Origin of the sequence: Pseudomonas weihenstephanensis (assembly GCF_001043055.1) — a bacterium.
Classification (GTDB): domain Bacteria; phylum Pseudomonadota; class Gammaproteobacteria; order Pseudomonadales; family Pseudomonadaceae; genus Aquipseudomonas; species Aquipseudomonas weihenstephanensis.
In genome coordinates this window covers 136116-153162 of the sequence record NZ_JYLF01000001.1, presented here as the reverse complement: position 1 = coordinate 153162, position 17047 = coordinate 136116, and the positions used below count along the sequence as shown (strand labels likewise).

Here is a 17047-nt window from a genome sequence, read left to right as displayed (position 1 = left end):
GACATGAACAAAAACTTTTTAATCGTGTCTGCGACGTTAGAACTTATATTCCAGCATGCCACTCAGGGTGCGGCCACGCGCCAAACTCAAGTTATTGGCATCGCCCATGGCCACGAAATAGGCCTCGTCCGTGGCGTTTTCCAACACCAGCGTAAGGTTCAAGGCATCGGTTGCCCAGTAGCTGGCATACAGGTCATATACGCTGTACTTGGGCCACGTCGCTTGCTCGAGGTTGGCATAGTTATGGGTATTTATATCCGAGCCATTACCGGGGCTGTAACGCAAACGAACTCCCGTATCCAGACGTCGCTCAAGGAACCGAGCACCTACGGTCAATGAACCACGGTCTGCCGGCATGTAGGCAGCAGCCCCCATCACACCGCCGCAACTGACCTTATTGTTGCGCTCATCATCATCCAGCCACTCGGTTTCATGCACAGGCCGGATGCTCCAGCGGCCGTTGGGCAATTGAAAACGTTCAACACCACTCTTTAATTTTTTACCGAATTTCTTGGCGCCGCCCATGAAGTAGTTTTTAGAACAGAAATCGTTACTCCCGATCATGTGCGTATAACTGAGACTGGTGTACATACGCCCCATGTCATAGTTGAGTTGATACTCAACCCCTCGAAAGTTTGTGTCACTCAAACTATTAACGTAGGCCAGGTCCCCAAAATTACCCGATGCCGTTTCTTCGGGCAGCATGATGCCGTATTGCATAAACGAAAAGTTTTTGACGCGGCTATCGAAGTACGACACTTTCATGCCTAACCGGTCATTATTGAAAAACAAAGACTCTTTAAAAATATTAAACCCAACTTCCCAATCACGGGACTCTTCAGGCTTTAGGAACGGGTTGGGGAATACCCGCTCAGGCGCATTACCGCCATGGGGGCGACCGGTCATGAACACTTCCGTCACGGCGGGTGGGCGCCAGCCCTTGCCCCAGTGAGTGTAGAGCTGCAACCAGTCCACGCCCGGCTTGATTGCCAGGCCAAAGGTGGGGGAAAACTGACCTTGAGTACGATCTATGTCATAGACGTTTTCAGTCCGCACGGCCGGACCACTGCCGATCACTTCTACGCCGTTTTGGTGGCGGATGACTTTTTTGCGGTACTGGGTCATGCCCGTTTCGCCTTCAAGCCGGTAACGGTCATAACGCAGACCACCGCTGACAGTCAGCCAACCGTCGTAGTCGTATTGCAGGTTGCTGAACAGGCTGGCCATGCCCCGCTTGCCCGCAGGGTCAGCACCCTCGATATAAGGCAGGGTGACTTCATTTTTAGCGGCGACTTTGCCGGTCTTGGGCTTGAAGGTGTCCTGATACATTTCCAGGCCATAGGTCCAGTTCAACTGCCCGAAGGTGTCGAAGTTGAACAGTGACGTGTTCTGGGCTTGCAGGCCCCAGGTGTCGGTACGAAACCGATCCTTGTAAGCACCAAAGGCGTTATCGGGCGTGGCGTTATGCCGGGCGTTGGCACGAACAAGCTCCGTGCTGACGAAATACAGCTTGCTCTTGAAATCAATCAGCTCGTTGTCCGGGTTAAAGCTGTAGTCAACGGCGTAGTTGACGGTGCCCAAATTGTTTTTGCTGTGGCGCACATAGTCGTAACCCTTCTGGTCAGAGGTGGCGTAAGTCCACGAGTCATTGCTGTCGCTGTCGGTGTTCAAGTAAGTGAATTGCACGCGCTGATCGTTAGCCAGGTTGAGCCCGAACTTGGCCATCTGCGAGCGCGTCACGCTGCCGGCATCCCCCACTTCACTTTTCAGCCAGTCATTCCAGGCTTCACGACGTGATTGCTTGACCCTGATTTCACGCCCCAGGTTATCGGCGTTCTGCCGACCGCTGCGGTAGTTACCGAAGTGACGCTCACTGTAGGCAAACAGGGCGTCACCGATGTCGTTACCGAAGGCAAAGACTCCACTGCCGTTGAAGTAGGTGCCGTTGCCCATTTCACCAATGCCGCTGCCCGCACGAATACGACCACCAAACTCCTTGCCGTCTTTGAGGAACTCACTGGCTTCGAGGGTTTTAAAGGTGGCGATCCCGCCCAGTACCGCCGCACCGCCCATCCCGGACTGAGAGCCCTTTTCGATTTCGATGCTGGAGATCATTTCCGGATCGATCAGCATTACGCCATTGCGATGCTGATGGCCGTTAACGTTGAAGTTCTGGCGCATGCCATCCACGTTCATGTTGACCCGGCCATAGTCCTGCAAACCGCGAATATTGACTGACAGCCCAGGGTCACGCTGATCCACGGCGGTGTACACGCCCGGGGTTTCTTCCAGCATGTCAGCCGTGTGGCGTGGCGCGCGCTTGTTGATTTGCTCGCTGGTAATCACCGACACCGCTTCGGGGGTCTGGTACACCCAGTCCGCGCTATTGCCTTCGGCCTCACTGGCAGAAATTGACGTGGTGCCCAGTGCCAGCGCGCCTTTTAGGTCGCCGCTCACACGGGTCAGGGTGACTTGGCGCTCACCGGTAAAACGGTATTCAATCGGGTTACTGCCCACCAGTCGCGCCAGACCTTCCTGAACCCCGAAGTCGCCTTTGAGCGCTTGAGCATGCAGGCCTTGCAACATCTGGGTGTCGAACAGCACCTGCAAACCCGCCTGTTCGGCGAATTGCAGTACCGCTTTGTCCAGCGGCTGCGCCGGGATATGGAAGGCAATAAACGCTTGCTGGACCGCACTGCTGACCGTTTCAGCGGCCTGTAGCGGCGCTTGCACTGCTAACAATGCGAACACACCGACATGAACTGCAAAGGCTAATCGGCTTACGGCCCCGATACCTTTGCGCTGATTGAACACCATTATTGTTATCCCCAAGCGTGTACGATTTGCTTTGCGAATGAATCTCAATAGCAAGACGAACAACGGGGGAAAAGTCAGTAACGGTTTTTGCGATTAATTTTCAAATGGGCGAATCAGGCAGGCTGCGGCCTTTAAGAACCACAAAATCGCAGCCTGCACGGTGATCAATAAATCAGGCTGAGGCCCGCCACTTCGACGCGTTTTACGTGCAGTTCACGGGTGAGTGTATGCAGCGCGCTGTCGAGCATTTCAAGGCGGAAGACCCCGCTAACCTGCCGATTGGCCAAGGAGGGATTGGCCAATACGATCTGGCCGGGGCGATAGCGGTTGAGTTGCCCAATGACTTGCGCCAACGGCTGGCGGTCAAAAACCAACACGCCACGTCGCCAACCAGTGGCAGCACTCAGGTCGAACTCCGGCAACGGCTGTACACCGTCGGCCTGGCTGTAACGGGCGCTTTGCCCCTCTTTGAGCACGTATTTCGCTGCGCCGTTGGCGGGAGGTGTTTGCAGGCTGACTGCCACACTGTGTTGCAACACACCAACCCATGCCTGATTGCCGCTCTCGCGCCCCACTACAAACTGTGTGCCCAGGGCTTGGGTTTGGCCTCCTGCGCTTTGCACGACAAAGGGCCGGTTTTCGGCCTCGCCCATGGGCGCCACATCAAACACGGCGGACCCCGCCAACAGGCTGATACGCCGCTGCTGCGTGTCATAGTCGATGCGGATTGCACTGGAGGCATCCAGCTCAACCGAGCTGCCGTCATCCAGTTGCACCGTGCGCAACTCGCCGGTGCCGGTTTGATAGTCAGCCTGCATGTGCACCAGCAAGCCCGGGCCACTGACCCACGCTACAGCGATGACGACTGACAGCGCGACAGCGCGCCCTACCTTGCGCAACGGTCGACGCCGCCGAGCCACTGGCGCGGGGACCGTGCGGGGCGATTCAGGACGCAAACGATGGGCCACGGTCTGCTCCCCGTCAGGCTCTAGCGCCAACTCGCCCAATGCGGCCCACGTCTGTTGTGCGAAGTGCAAGGCTGGCGCATGGCGCTCATCGCCCGCCAGCCAGCGGTTCAGTTGCACCTGAGCCTCTTCACTCAACGCACCCGCGTGCAAGCGCACCGCCCACTCGGCGGCCGCCTCAGTAATGGTCTGCTGTTCGGGGCCTTGGCTATTCACGTGTGAATCTCAATTTCTCGTTATGTATAAGCAGTGACGTCTTGCCTGAAGATTCTCAGTAAACCATTCGTCGACATGTAGGATAGTTATGACTTCGGCGACTGCAAACGCTGCATGACATAAGCCAATGCTTTCGACAGATGCTTTTGCACTGAGCTGTCAGAAATTTCAAGGTGGCGCGCCACTTCCGCGTGGGTCATGCCTTCAATCCGGTTGAGCCTAAATATCTCCCGGGTGCGTTCAGGCAACTCCGCAACTGCCTGTTTTAACGCCATGCGCTGTTGTTCAGCCATCGCCTGGGCCTCCAGCCCTGCCAGTTCATCCTCGATTTGAGCCAATGCCTCATGGGTCACTGAGTCTGTTTTGCGTCGGGTTTCCTGACGAATGTGATCCACCAGCAGGTTGCGCGCCGTGCGGTAGAGGTAGCCGGGGGAGTTGTCGATGGTGTGTTTGCGCCCATGCTCGGCCATGCGCAGGAAACTTTCCTGAACCAGATCGGCAGCCAGTTGCGGGTCTCGTACCTTGCGCGCCAAATACCCGCGCAGGGTGCTGGCATGCTTGATGAACAAGCCCTTGAGGTCCATATCCGACAAACTGACTCCCTGGCGCATGAAGGAAGGGGGCGCCATCTTACTTTTTGTCGAGAATGATTTTCAATTGAAATTAGCGCCCCGTGCGCAGGCAGGCCCACTCAGTTCTGCGACGGCTGCGCACTAAGTGCCATACTTTGCGGTCACTGGAAGAACGTCTGACGACCGGGCTGGCGCAGCTCCGACTCAGCAACAACACTTACCAACAAGATTTACAGAGGAAACCTCCATGCTTTGGAAAAAAGGCCGACGTAGCGACAACGTGGAAGACGTGCGCGATCAAAGCACCGGAGGCGGCGGGATGCGCATCGGTGGTGGCAAGGGCTTGAGTTTGATCGCCGTCGTCGTGATCGTGGGCTTCGGTCTGCTGACCGGACAGGACCCGATGCAAATCCTCGGGCAACTGAGCGGGCAGCTGGGCGAGCAATCCTCCCCGCAAGTCACTCAGCAAGCCGGGCACGCGCCCCCCGCCAACGACCAACAAGCCGAGTTTGTGCGCGCCGTGCTGGGCGACACCGAAGACACCTGGCGCCAGGTGTTTCAACAGGCCGGTCGAACCTACAAAGACCCGACGCTGGTGCTGTTTCGCGGCCAGATCAACTCCGCGTGCGGCTTCGCATCATCGGCCAGCGGTCCGTTCTATTGCCCGGCCGACCAAAAGGTCTATCTGGACATGAGTTTCTTCCAGGAAATGGCTCAACGCTTTCAAGCCGCCGGCGAGTTCGCGCAGGCGTATGTGATCGCGCATGAAGTGGGCCATCACGTGCAAACCCTGCTGGGCGTGTCATCCAAGATGCAGATGGCCCGTCAGCAAGGTAAACGCATGGAAGGTGACGGCGGCCTGCTGGTACGTCAGGAGCTGCAAGCCGACTGCCTGGCAGGGGTGTGGGCCAATTTGGCGCAAAAGCGTTTGAACTGGCTGGAACCGGGGGATATCGAGTCAGCCTTGAATGCGGCCAACGCCATCGGCGATGATCGCTTGCAGCAACAAGGGCAAGGCCGTGTGGTGCCGGACTCGTTCACCCACGGCACTTCGGCGCAACGGGTTAAATGGTTCAAGACCGGCTTTGCGCAGGGCGACATCAACCAATGCGACACCTTTTCGGCAGCAAGGTTGTAAATGGGTGCACGGGGTTTCGTGTCATGGGTCGTGTTACTGGCCGCCTGCACCACGGCGCAGGCCGCTGAACACGGGGTGAAAGCGCTTAGCCCTGAGCGCCTTGCGCTCAACCCCGGCGAGTTGAGCGTTGGCTTAAGTCAAGACTGGCAGCACCCTCTGCCTGAGGTGCAACGTGCAGTGATTGTGATTCACGGACGTTTACGCAACGCCCAGACGTATTTGCACAGTGCGCAGCAAGCGGCGGCGCAAGCCGGGGTGCTGTCCACCACCCTGATCATCGCCCCACAGTTTTTAAATGAGCGCGATAACACGCAGCATCGCTTGCCGGACGCGGTGTTGCGCTGGCAAGGGAACGACTGGATGGGCGGGCAGCCCGCCATCAGCCCTGCGCCCGTCAGTTCGTATGCTGCACTGGATCAGATCCTCAACCAGCTCAATGACCGCACGCGCTTCCCGGCCTTGCGCGAGGTAGTGATTGCGGGGCATTCCGGCGGTGCGCAAGTGGTGCAGCGTTATGCACTGACCACCCGGGCGGACAAGGCGTTGCAGACCAACGGGATCAAGGTGCGCTATGTGATCGCCAACCCGTCAAGTTACGTCTGGCTCACCAAACAGCGGCCCATTGCGACGTTCGATGCTGCCACCTGCCCTGGGTTCAATACCTGGAAGTACGGGCTCAACGACTTGCCTGCCTACGCCAAAGGGCAAAAACACCATCAGCTGGAAGCGTCGTACGTTGAGCGGGACGTCACCTATCTATTGGGTGGCAATGACATCGCCCCCCATCACCCTGCGCTGGATAAAAGCTGCGAGGCAGAGGCTCAAGGGGCTTTCAGGCTGGTCCGCGGCAAGCATTATTTCGCGTCTTTAACGCAGCGCCATCCGCAGGGGCTGAACCAGCGTTTGGTTGAAGTGCCGGGGGTTGGGCACAACGGCGATCAGATGTTCACCTCGCCCGAGGGGCAAAAAGCATTGTTTGGGCAGTAGGACAGTCCCGCAGGCTGTGAGCTTTCAAGATCAAAAGCTCCCAGCCTGTCAGGCCAATAAGCGCCGTAGCTCAAAGCAGTCTCTGGCGTGCCAGTCGGTCAGCTCGGGCCACAGGTTTTGCGGCACGTTGACCAGCACTGTCCGGGCTCCCGCTGCACGACCACACTCAAGATCGAAGCGATAATCCCCCACCATGACCATCTGTGCAGGCGTTACGCCCCACGCGTTGGCCAGTTGCAGCAAGCCGTCCGGGTCGGGCTTGTGCGCAGCGTTGTCGCGCCCCAAAACGTCTTGCGCCGCAAAGCATTGCTCCAGGCCAATCGCCTTAAGGGTGATGCGCGCCAGCTCTTGGGCGTTGCGGGTCAACACCCCTAAGCGCACACCACGCTCATGCAAATCAAGAACCAGCTCCACCGCGCCAGGCGCAGGCGTGGAGGCAAGCGCCAGTTCACGCTCGTGTTCGAGCAGCCAGACGTGCTTCTCGGCCGACTCAGCAGGCGGTAAGCCCGCGAGGTGGGTAAGAATGTCTTCGTCGTCCGGAATGCACAGCTCACGGTGAATCAGCTTGAAGTCATGCACAGCCACCGTCAGCGTGCCGTCCATGTCGAATACCCAGTGCTTTATGTGCTTAAGCGTCATGCCCAGTCCTTGCGATGGCGAATCAAACCTTCTTGTGTCACTGACGCAACCAGCTGGCCAGCCCGGTTGTACACGCTGCCACGGGAGAACCCGCGCGAGTTGCCCGCCCACGGGCTGTCCATTGCGTAGAGCAACCAGTCATCGGCACGCAGGTCCGCATGGAACCACAGCGCGTGGTCGAGGCTGGCCACTTGCATGTCTTTTTGCCATACGCCTTTGCCGTGCGGCAGCAGCGAGGTGGTCAGTAAACCGAAGTCCGAGGCGTAGGCTAGCAGATATTTGTGCAGCGCTGGCGTGTCGGCCAATGCGCCATCGGCGCGAAACCACACGTATTTGACCGGGTCGCTGACCTTGGGGTTGAACGGGTCTTCACCGACCACCGGACGAAACTCGATGGGCTTGGCACACAGCAGTTTTTCGCGCATGGCTTCGGGGATCAAATGCGCGCGCTGGCGCGTGATCTCAAGCTCGGAAGGCAAGTTCTCCGGGCCGACCACGTCGGGCATGGTGGTTTGGTGCTCAAAGCCGCCTTCGTCGTACTGAAACGAAGCGCTACAGGTGAAAATCGGCTGGCCCTTCTGGATCGCCGTCACTCGACGCGTGCTGAAACTGCCGCCATCGCGCACACGGTCAACCTGATACACCACCGCCAGTCCCGCATCCCCGGGGCGCAAGAAGTAACCGTGCATCGAGTGCACATGCCGCGCGTCTTCAACCGTCTGGCTCATGGCGGACAGCGATTGGCCCAGCACCTGACCGCCGAACAGCTGGCGAAAGCCCAAATCCTGACTGCGGCCGCGAAAGAGGTTCTCTTCAATCGGTTCCAGGGTCAGCAGGTTGACCAGATCATCCAACACTTGGCTCATTCAGATTTTCCTCACACAGAGCATTGCCGGCGCACTCTACGTTGCGACGGCCAACAAAAATTTGGCACTTGCCACTTAACCTACAACTTGAAAGTTATTTGCCTGCTTATCCGTGCAGTGTTTCCAACCATTGAGCGCGGCTGATCCGATATAGCACATGCTTGCTTAACGGATGACCCGGTTCCAACCCCGGATGTTCAAAATCACCGGCCATATCGCGCTGCATGCCGATGGCTTGCATCACTTTCTGTGATGGCACGTTGGCCTCCGTGGTGAATGAAACCACTTGATCCAGCGCCAACCGGTCAAACGCACAACGCAATGCCGCCCACGCCGCCTCACTGGCGTAACCCAGCCCCCAATGCTCGGGGGCCAGGCGCCAGCCGATCTCGACAGCCGGGGCGAAAGGCGCTTTGAAACCGATCTGCGCCAGGCCAGTGAAGCCAATAAACGCACCCGTATCTTTGCGTTCCAACGCCCAGAACCCGTAGCCGTATTCGGCAAAATGACCACGAAAACGACCAATCACCGAGGCGCTCTCAAGACGGTTCAGAGGCTTGGGGAAAAAGCGCATGACCTGCGGATCGGCGCACATGGCAGCGAACTCCGCCAAATCGGTGTCACGCCAGGGACGCAGACGCAGACGAGCGCTTTCGAGTTCCTGAATTTGCTCCATCTGTCTCCTCCGATTTGTTACACGGCTTTTCATCTGTCGGGCAGTGTACCGCGCTGTTAAGATCCGGCGCTCGCTCCTACATGAAATCCCTATGCCTTTACCGCTGATTTATCACGATGATTACAGCCCGCCTTTCCCGGCTGAGCATCGCTTCCCGATGGATAAATTTCGCTTGTTGCGTGATCACCTGGTTGCAACCGGGCTGACCTGTGATGCAGACCTGCTACGCCCCTCGTTGTGCCCTGTGGATATCCTCGCGCTGGCCCATGATCCGGCGTATATCGCGCGTTACATGACTGGTGAACTGGCCCACGAAGACCAGCGGCGGCTGGGCTTGCCGTGGAGCGAAGCCTTGGCGCGCAGGACGATTCGCGCCGTGGGCGGCTCCCTGCTTGCCGCCGAGCAGGCACTGGAGCATGGGTTGGCCTGCCATTTGGCCGGCGGTACTCATCATGCGCATTACGATCACCCCGCGGGCTTTTGCATCTTTAACGATTTAGCGGTCATCAGCCGTTACCTGCTGGAAAGCGGGCGCGTCAATCGGGTACTGATTTTTGACTGCGATGTGCATCAAGGTGATGGCACCGCCCGAATTCTTGAACATACGCCTGATGCGATTACCGTTTCCCTGCACTGTGAAAAGAATTTTCCGGCGCGCAAGGCGCAAAGTGATTGGGACATTGGGTTGCCGATGGGCATGGGTGATGCGGCGTACTTACAAGTGGTCGACGAAGCGCTCAATTACCTGTTGCCGCTGTATCAACCAGACTTGGTGCTGTATGACGCCGGGGTCGACGTGCATCAAGATGACGCGCTGGGTTATTTGAAGCTGACCGACGCCGGTGTCGCCGCGCGGGATGTGGCGGTGATGCGCCATTGTCTGGGCCGCGATATACCGGTGGTCGGGGTGATTGGCGGCGGTTACAGCAAAGACCGCCAGGCGTTGGCGCGACGGCACGGGATTTTGCATCACAGCGCACAACACGTCTGGGTGTCATCCGGTTGTCATTAATCTGTGATTGTTACCCACAATGCCTGTGGAACTGCCTGTGGATAACCTGAGCGAAAGCCTTTGCAGGCCATATGAAACAAGGCGTGTAGAGCACTGTATGTTTTTCGTACAGCTCATACCTGACGCTGCATAGCCGCCTGCGCCAGCGGCTAGGGGAGATATGAGGCATGGTCAGGTAGAATGCAGCGCTTATTTCGCCGATTTGCAGCTTGCCATGACTGACGCCAACACGCCCCTTCCCTCTCATGTCGCCATCATTGGCGGTGGCCCGGCCGGGCTGATGGCCGCTGAAGTGCTGAGTCAGGCTGGCGTGCGGGTGGATGTGTACGACGCGATGCCCTCTGTAGGCCGCAAGTTTCTGCTCGCCGGAGTGGGCGGCATGAACATCACTCACTCCGAAGCCTGGCCCGCGTTTTTATCGCGCTACGCTGAGCGTTCGCCGCAGATGACACCACTATTACAGGCATTTGATGCCCAAGCCTTGTGTCAATGGATCCATGATCTGGGCATCGAAACCTTTGTCGGCAGCTCAGGCCGAGTGTTCCCCACCGACATGAAAGCAGCCCCCCTGCTACGCGCCTGGCTCAAGCGTTTGCGCGAGTGCGGTGCGGTTATCCACACCCGCCATCGCTGGCTGGGTTGGCAGGCAGATGGCGCATTGCGTATCGCCAGCCCGGAAGGTGAAAAACAGCTCAGGCCTGATGCCGTATTACTGGCCTTGGGCGGCGGCAGCTGGGCCCGCCTGGGCTCGGATGGGGCGTGGATGCCGTGGCTGGCCGAGCGCGGTGTAGCGCTGGCGCCGTTACAACCCAGCAACTGCGGTTTCGATGTGACGGGCTGGAGCGAGGTGCTGCGCAGCAAATTTGCTGGCGCACCGCTCAAGAACATTGCCATTGCCCTGGAGCATCACAGCCCGCGCTTGGGCGAGTGCGTGCTCACGGCCACCGGGATTGAAGGCAGTTTGATTTACGCGTGGTCCGCGCCCATCCGCGAAGCAATCAACCAACACGGGGTTGCCACACTGCTAATTGACCTGTTGCCGGGTAAGCCTGTGGATAAAGTGGCAACCGCCTTGGCCAAGCCGCGCGGCTCACGCTCGATGAGCAAACATTTGCACAGCCAGTTGGGTCTGGATGGCGTCAAAGCGGCGCTGTTACGCGAGTTGGCACCCGCTGACGCGTTCAATGACCCGGCGCGATTGGCCGCGGCGATCAAGGCGTTACCGCTGAAACTGGTCAAGGCTCGCCCGTTGGACGAAGCCATCAGCAGTGCCGGTGGCGTGGCGTTTGAAGCGCTGGACGAACACTTGATGCTCAAGCAATTGCCAGGCGTGTTCTGCGCGGGGGAAATGCTGGATTGGGAAGCCCCCACCGGCGGCTACTTGCTCACGGGCTGCTTTGCCAGTGGACGTGCCGCCGGGTTGGGGGTTTTACGCTGGTTGAAAGTTAAACCTTAACCCCGGGTCGTAACGCTTGAACGCAGGGGCTTGGTGGCAGACCGCACGTTCTGGCTTTACGAAGGCTGCGTCGCCGCACGCAGCCTTCGTAAGTTGCTACGACACTCGCTCAAACCTTAAGGTTTGCGCTTACGCGGGCCAGTGTTGAACACGGGCACTTTACGCACAGGTTTCACCGAAGGTTCGGCCGGGGCCGCTTCGCCGCTGTCGACCCACTTACCCAAGTTGCGTTTGCCGCCACCGCCCGAGGTTTTCGGCTTTTTCGGCTTCTTCGGTTTTTTGATCACTTGGCCCGAGGCGTCGGTTTCAGGCACACGGTGCTCTGGCTCGAAGTCTTGCTCTTCGTGGCGTGGCAACGTTTGGCGGGTCAACATCTCGATGGCCGAGAGCATGTTCACTTCATCGGCACACACCAGCGAAATCGCTTCACCCTTTTGCCCGGCACGGCCGGTACGGCCAATACGGTGGATGTAGTCTTCAGCCACGATCGGCAGGTCAAAGTTAACCACTAACGGTAAGTCTTCGATGTCCAGACCACGGGCTGCGACGTCAGTGGCCACCAGAATCTGCACGTCGCTGGCCTTGAAACGGTCCAACGCACGTTGACGCGTGGCTTGTGGCTTGTCGCCATGAATGCCGTCAGCGTTGATGCCCAAGCCCTGTAATTTGCCCACCAGCTCGTCGACGCCATTACGGGTTTTAGCGAACACCAGCACCTGCTTCCAGTGCTGGGTACGCAGCAAGTGCAGAAACAGCTCGGGTTTGCGCTTTTTGTCGACCGGGATGACCCACTGTTTAACGCTGCTGGCCGCGACGTTGCGCGGGCTGACTTCAATGCTCAGCGGGTTGTCGAGCATTTGCTCGCCCAGCGCGCGAATGGCATCCGAGAAGGTGGCCGAGAACAGCAAGGTTTGACGCTTTTTAGGCAGCGCGCGATAGATGTCACGCAGCTCTTCGCTGAAACCCAGATCGAGCATGCGATCGGCTTCATCGAGAATCAGGGTTTGCAGCTGGTTGAACTTGATCGCCTTTTGACGATACAGGTCGAGCAGACGCCCCGGCGTGGCGACCAGTACATCGACGCCTTTGCGCATTTTCATCATCTGCGGGTTGATGCTCACACCGCCGTACACCGCGTAGGTGCTCAAAGGCAGGTGTTCGGCGTACTGGCGAATGCTTTCGTGAACCTGTTCAGCCAGCTCACGGGTGGGCACCAGCACCAGGGCGCGCACAGAGTTGCTGGCCACTTTCGGGCCTTCCATTGTCAGCAATTGCAGGAGCGGCAGAGCAAAGCCACCGGTTTTGCCGGTGCCGGTCTGGGCGGCGGCCATCAGGTCGCGGCCCGCCAGCACTGCGGGGATCGCTTGGGCCTGAACCGGGGTGGGCGTCTGGTAACCGAGCGTCTCTAGGGCGCGCAGCAAGGGTTCGATCAGGCCAAGGGTGGCGAATGTCATGGGGATACCGTCGAAAAAGGTCAGCGCGTGGGTGCATAGGTTGCAATGGCGCGCAGTTTACCCTAATTCAGACGGGTTTCTGCTTACGCCACTGCGGCAAACCGATCAACACCACGGCGCTGATAATGACCGCCATCGCCAGGCACTCCTCCACGCCAATGGTCTCACCCGCAAACGCGATGCCCAGCATCACCGCCACGGCGGGGTTGACGTAGGCATAACTGGTGGCCGCTGCCGGACGTACGTTTTTGAGCAAGTACATGTAGGCGCTGAAGGCGATGATTGAGCCAAAGAACACCAGATAGAGTAAGGCGCCCCAACCCGCGGCGGTGGGCATGTGCGTCATGCGCTCACCGCTCAACAGGCTACCGACCAACAGCACGACCCCGGCGGTGAGCATTTCGGCCGCACTGGCCATCGGCCCTGCTGGCAACGGCAGGTGGCGGCTCCACACCGAACCAAAAGCCCAGGCCGCCGCCGCAAACAGGATCATCGCGGCGCCCACGGGGCTGGCTTGCAGATTGGAGCCAAGGTTGAGCATGCCGATGCCGATCAAACCGAGCAGGATGCCCGCCCATTCCAGACGCGTGTTACGCGCGCCCCAGAAGTAACCGAACAACAAGGTAAATAGCGGCACCGTGGCCACGGCCAGTGCCGCGACCCCCGAGGCAACGCCCGAATGCTCGGCCAGGGTCACGCCGCCATTGCCACACGCCAACAGCAGAAAACCGATCATTGCTGCCGAACGCCATTGCACCCACGTCGGTGCAGGTGAACCGCGCCAGCGCATAAAGGCATACATCAAACTGCCCGCCACGAGGAAGCGCACCCCGGCCATCATCAGCGGCGGCCACGACTCAATACCGATGCGGATCACCAGGTAGGTCGACCCCCAAATCACGTACAAGGCAAAAAAAGCACCGATCAGTTGCAGCGGGAAACGACGTGCGGCAGGCATGGTTCAGCTCAAAGGCAGAGGCAGGGGACCGGTAAGTGTAGACAAGAGTCGCTATCAGCAGAAGTAACAGAACGCACCAAAAGTGGCCGTACACTTTGGCGGCTCTTATAGGCAGGCAGGGTGTTTAAAACCCGCGATAGCGCTTGAGGTGCTCGTTGATTTTGGCCGCAGGCACTTTTTGCAAGCTGCGCAACAGGTCGTGGTTCAGCTCGCGCAACCCGTGCTGCTGGCGCAGTTGCTGAGCCAAGTGTGTGGTCAGGTTAGCTGCCATCTCGGCATCGGCCATCGCCCGGTGAGCCTTACCGGTGTGGGGCAAGTCGGCAAATGTGGTGAGCGTCCCGAGCTTGTGGTTAGGTGCCTGGGGCATCAAACGGCGCGCCAGTAACAGCGAACAGGCGAAGTTCTGCAAACGGGTGCGCTTGATGCGGCCCATCTCGAAATCCCAGAACTTTTGGTCAAACGCTGCATTGTGCGCGAGCAAAGGGGTGATACCGACAAACTCGTTAACCTCGTTCATCACCTGCTCTGCCGAGGGCGCGGTGCGCAACATGGCGTTGCTGATACCCGTCAACTGCTCGATAAAGCCCGGTATGCGTACGCCCGCGTTCATCAGGCTTTGATAGCGTTCAACGATGCGCCCTTGCTCCAGAATCACCACCGCGATTTCGGTGGCCCGGCAGGTGCTGCTCGGGGAGATGCCTGTGGTTTCAAAGTCGATGACGGCGATACGTTCCAAACGAGGTCAATCCTGTAAAAAAGTGAGCGTTACTTGAGTAGCAGACTGCCTTCAATCGGCACATAACGGGTCGCCGCGCGAATCAACGAGTTGGCCGTGAGGCCGGGCACGCCGTAAGCCACGGTTTGTACCCCGTGCTTGCTGGCGATGCGTTCGAGCAACAGGTCAAAGTCGCCATCGCCCGAGGCCAGCACCACTTCGTCCACATTGGCGGCAGCGTCCATAATGTCGATGGTGATGCCCACGTCCCAATCGCCCTTGGCCGAGCCATCACTGCGCTGGATGTACGGCTTGAGTTTTACGGTGAAACCGAGGTTGCGCAGGATCTGCTGAAACTGCTGTTGCTTGCTGTCGCCCCGGTCGATGGCATACGCGTACGCCTCGACAATCTCACCGCGCTGGCTGATATCCGCCCACAGCGCAGCGTAATTAAAATGGCAGCCATAAGCCTGGCGAACCGTGTAGTAGAGGTTCTGCACATCCGCGAAGACCGCAATTCTTTTCACCGGGAGACCTCAAGGCGCCCAATCAAACGGGCACGCAACTGAAAACAAGGCCGCAGTATGCCAGCCTGCTGAGACTTTGCGCGGATTAACCGCCCAACGCGCGAGCACACACCCAGTTCAACACGGACATTTGCTTGATGCAGGGTTTGATCGGTTAAAGTGGCGCACCGCTTTTGACTGTTGATACCGAACCATGAACCCGCTGACTGTTATTCGCGACTCCCTGTACTTCTTCCAGCGCAACCTGGGCCAGATTGTGGCGCTGTGCCTGCCATTGGTGATTCTTGAGGCTGTGCTGCAACAACTGGTCAACAATGCCACGGGCCCGGATGCGTCGCCCGGCTACAGTTTGATCGTCGGGTTGCTGGTGTACCCGATTTACACCGCGGCTCTGATTCTGTTTCTCGACGCCCGCAGCCGGGGCGAAAGCCCGCGCAACCGTGACCTACTGGCCCGCGCCCTGTACCTGTGGCCGCGATTTGCGCTGCTGGCCGCCATCAGCACGCTGCTGATTGTGCTCGGGCTGTCGATGTTCTTTGTGCCGGGTATTTACCTGACCGTCGTGTTCGCATTTGCTGAGTACCGATTAGTGCTGCGCGGCGAGGCGCCATTGGCCGCGCTGAAGTCAAGTTTTGGACTGAGCAAGGGCCACTTCTGGCGTATTTTCGTGTGCATCTTGGCGGTGCTGGGGCCGCTCATGCTGCTCAAGGAATTAAGCTTTTCGGTGTACCCAAAAGCTGAAAACCCCCTGCTTTCGTTAGCGCTGGAAAGTATCAACAGCTTCTTGCAGTTGTTCTTGTCTGTAGTTCTATTCCGTTTATTCATGCTGATTAGCGACGAGTCTGACAGCCGATAAAACGCCTTCCTACGTATCACCCATTGGGATGCCAGGCAGCGGTCGCGTATGCTCGCTTACATCTTGAAACTTTATAAGCCGACGCCATGCCACGTCTTTTGCGTAACACCGTATTGGGTTTGCTGCTGACCGCCGCGCTGTTGGCGAGCCTGATTTATAGCCTGACGTGGCGCCCTGAAGCCAAAGAAGTGCTGACCGTCAGTTGCCCCACCACCGCCCCTGTGCTGGTGCCGGGGCAGGCGCTCAAGGTCATGACCTGGAACGTGCAATACCTGGCGGGCAAGCGTTATGTGTTCTGGTACAACCTGGCTGATGGCAGCGGACCTGATACACGCCCGACCGCAGAGGACATGGCGTTCAGCCTGGATCAGGTGACGCGGGTGATTCGCGACGAGCAACCGGACCTGGTGCTGTTGCAGGAACTCGATAAAAACGCCAAGGCCAGTGGCTATCAGGATCAGCTCAAGCTGTTGCAAGAGCGGCTGGTCGACCTCTACCCGTGCAGCGCGCAGGCGGTCACCTGGCAGGCCGACTTCGTGCCCGACCGTCACATTTTCGGCAGTGTGGGCCGCACCTTGGTGACCCTCAGCCGCTTCCAGATCGAGCACGCCGAGCGCCTGCAACTGCCCGTGGCCGAGGCCAACCTGATCAGCCGTCAGTTTGCACCCAAGCCTGCGTTGCTGGTCAGTTACCTGCCCCTCAATGACGGTGGGCAATTCGTGGCCATCAACACTCAGCTTGATAGCCCCACACAGGACAACAGCAACCTGCGCCAACAAATGCAGGCCACCGCGGCGGCGCTGAATACATTTGAAAGTTACGGCACCCCGTGGCTGATCGGCGGCGATTTCAATCTGTTGCCGATTGGCCAGTATCTGCGCCTGCCCGCCGAGCAGCGAGCAGGTTATTCGCCTGACAGCGAGCTGCATCAGCTGTGGGAGAAGTACCCAATGATCCCCAGCAACCCTGAAGCCACAGGCATCGACCGCGAATTGTGGCTCACCCACTTCCCCAACGACCCGCGTGTCGAAGAACCCGACCGTACCCTCGACTACTTGTTTTACAGCCCAAAGCTCAAACGTATCGAGGGCTATGTACGTCAGGAAGACACCCTGACCATTTCCGATCATTTACCCGTGGTGGGCCGGTTTTTATTGCCGCTGGATTGACTCGCCTTGCAGGAGTCGCTGCCG

The 17047-nt window shown here is 58.6% G+C and carries 16 protein-coding genes; 6 read left to right on the top strand and 10 right to left on the bottom strand.

The features are described 5' to 3' along the window. Positions 1-36 precede the first annotated feature (36 nt). The 3 genes from TU86_RS00795 to TU86_RS00785 all read right to left on the bottom strand — a co-directional run bounded on the left by TU86_RS00795 (position 37) and on the right by TU86_RS00785 (position 4591). Positions 37-2817, bottom strand: a complete 2781-nt coding sequence (locus tag TU86_RS00795) for a TonB-dependent receptor (RefSeq protein WP_048362417.1) — start codon at positions 2815-2817, stop codon at positions 37-39. 164 nt (positions 2818-2981) lie between these two features. Further along, the gene (locus TU86_RS00790) at positions 2982-3998 is read right to left on the bottom strand and encodes a FecR family protein (RefSeq protein WP_048362416.1); all 1017 of its coding nucleotides are present in this window, start codon (positions 3996-3998) and stop codon (positions 2982-2984) included. Positions 3999-4084: 86 nt separating this feature from the next. Then, complete coding sequence (locus TU86_RS00785) at positions 4085-4591, bottom strand: RNA polymerase sigma factor (RefSeq protein ID WP_048363008.1); 507 nt, start codon at positions 4589-4591, stop codon at positions 4085-4087. Between the two features lie 226 nt (positions 4592-4817). Here TU86_RS00785 and ypfJ point away from each other — a divergent pair, with 226 nt between their 5' ends. Continuing rightward, the gene (gene ypfJ / locus TU86_RS00780; RefSeq protein ID WP_048362415.1) at positions 4818-5708 is read left to right on the top strand and encodes a KPN_02809 family neutral zinc metallopeptidase; all 891 of its coding nucleotides are present in this window, start codon (positions 4818-4820) and stop codon (positions 5706-5708) included. Further along, entirely contained in the window at positions 5709-6695 is a 987-nt protein-coding gene (locus tag TU86_RS00775) for a hypothetical protein (protein WP_048362414.1), read from the top strand. It abuts the gene before it with no gap. A gap of 48 nt (positions 6696-6743) precedes the next feature. On the opposite strand, the gene TU86_RS00770 is transcribed toward TU86_RS00775, so the two are convergent. The 3 genes from TU86_RS00770 to TU86_RS00760 form a co-directional block, all read right to left on the bottom strand. Next, positions 6744-7334 (bottom strand): HAD family hydrolase, encoded by a 591-nt coding sequence (locus TU86_RS00770; RefSeq protein ID WP_048362413.1) that lies wholly within the window; start codon positions 7332-7334, stop codon positions 6744-6746. Further along, entirely contained in the window at positions 7331-8200 is an 870-nt protein-coding gene (gene tesB, locus TU86_RS00765) for an acyl-CoA thioesterase II (RefSeq protein WP_048362412.1), read from the bottom strand. The genes TU86_RS00770 and tesB overlap by 4 nt, the downstream gene beginning before the upstream one ends. A gap of 106 nt (positions 8201-8306) precedes the next feature. Further along, the gene (locus TU86_RS00760) at positions 8307-8876 is read right to left on the bottom strand and encodes a GNAT family N-acetyltransferase (protein WP_048362411.1); all 570 of its coding nucleotides are present in this window, start codon (positions 8874-8876) and stop codon (positions 8307-8309) included. 91 nt (positions 8877-8967) lie between these two features. Here TU86_RS00760 and TU86_RS00755 point away from each other — a divergent pair, with 91 nt between their 5' ends. After that, a complete protein-coding gene (locus tag TU86_RS00755; RefSeq protein WP_048362410.1) occupies positions 8968-9888 on the top strand; it encodes a histone deacetylase family protein in 921 nt (306 codons plus the stop codon). 214 nt (positions 9889-10102) lie between these two features. Then, on the top strand, positions 10103-11344 hold the full coding sequence (locus tag TU86_RS00750; RefSeq protein ID WP_048363007.1) for a TIGR03862 family flavoprotein: 1242 nt from the start codon (positions 10103-10105) through the stop codon (positions 11342-11344). Between the two features lie 116 nt (positions 11345-11460). Here the strand turns inward: TU86_RS00750 and TU86_RS00745 are convergent, their stop codons facing one another. From TU86_RS00745 to TU86_RS00730, 4 genes are all read right to left on the bottom strand, one after another. Then, on the bottom strand, positions 11461-12798 hold the full coding sequence (locus tag TU86_RS00745; RefSeq protein WP_048362409.1) for an RNA helicase RhlE1: 1338 nt from the start codon (positions 12796-12798) through the stop codon (positions 11461-11463). Positions 12799-12865: 67 nt separating this feature from the next. Next, a complete protein-coding gene (gene yedA / locus TU86_RS00740) occupies positions 12866-13756 on the bottom strand; it encodes a drug/metabolite exporter YedA (protein ID WP_048362408.1) in 891 nt (296 codons plus the stop codon). 124 nt (positions 13757-13880) lie between these two features. Continuing rightward, a complete protein-coding gene (locus TU86_RS00735) occupies positions 13881-14492 on the bottom strand; it encodes a 3'-5' exonuclease (RefSeq protein ID WP_048362407.1) in 612 nt (203 codons plus the stop codon). A gap of 29 nt (positions 14493-14521) precedes the next feature. Beyond that, positions 14522-14998 (bottom strand): NYN domain-containing protein, encoded by a 477-nt coding sequence (locus TU86_RS00730; protein WP_048362406.1) that lies wholly within the window; start codon positions 14996-14998, stop codon positions 14522-14524. A gap of 193 nt (positions 14999-15191) precedes the next feature. On the opposite strand from TU86_RS00730, the gene TU86_RS00725 reads away from it, so the two are divergent. Beyond that, the gene (locus TU86_RS00725) at positions 15192-15854 is read left to right on the top strand and encodes a YciC family protein (RefSeq protein ID WP_048362405.1); all 663 of its coding nucleotides are present in this window, start codon (positions 15192-15194) and stop codon (positions 15852-15854) included. Positions 15855-15940: 86 nt separating this feature from the next. Next, positions 15941-17023, top strand: coding sequence for an endonuclease/exonuclease/phosphatase family protein (locus tag TU86_RS00720; RefSeq protein ID WP_048362404.1), 1083 nt, complete (start codon positions 15941-15943; stop codon positions 17021-17023). Positions 17024-17047 lie beyond the last annotated feature (24 nt).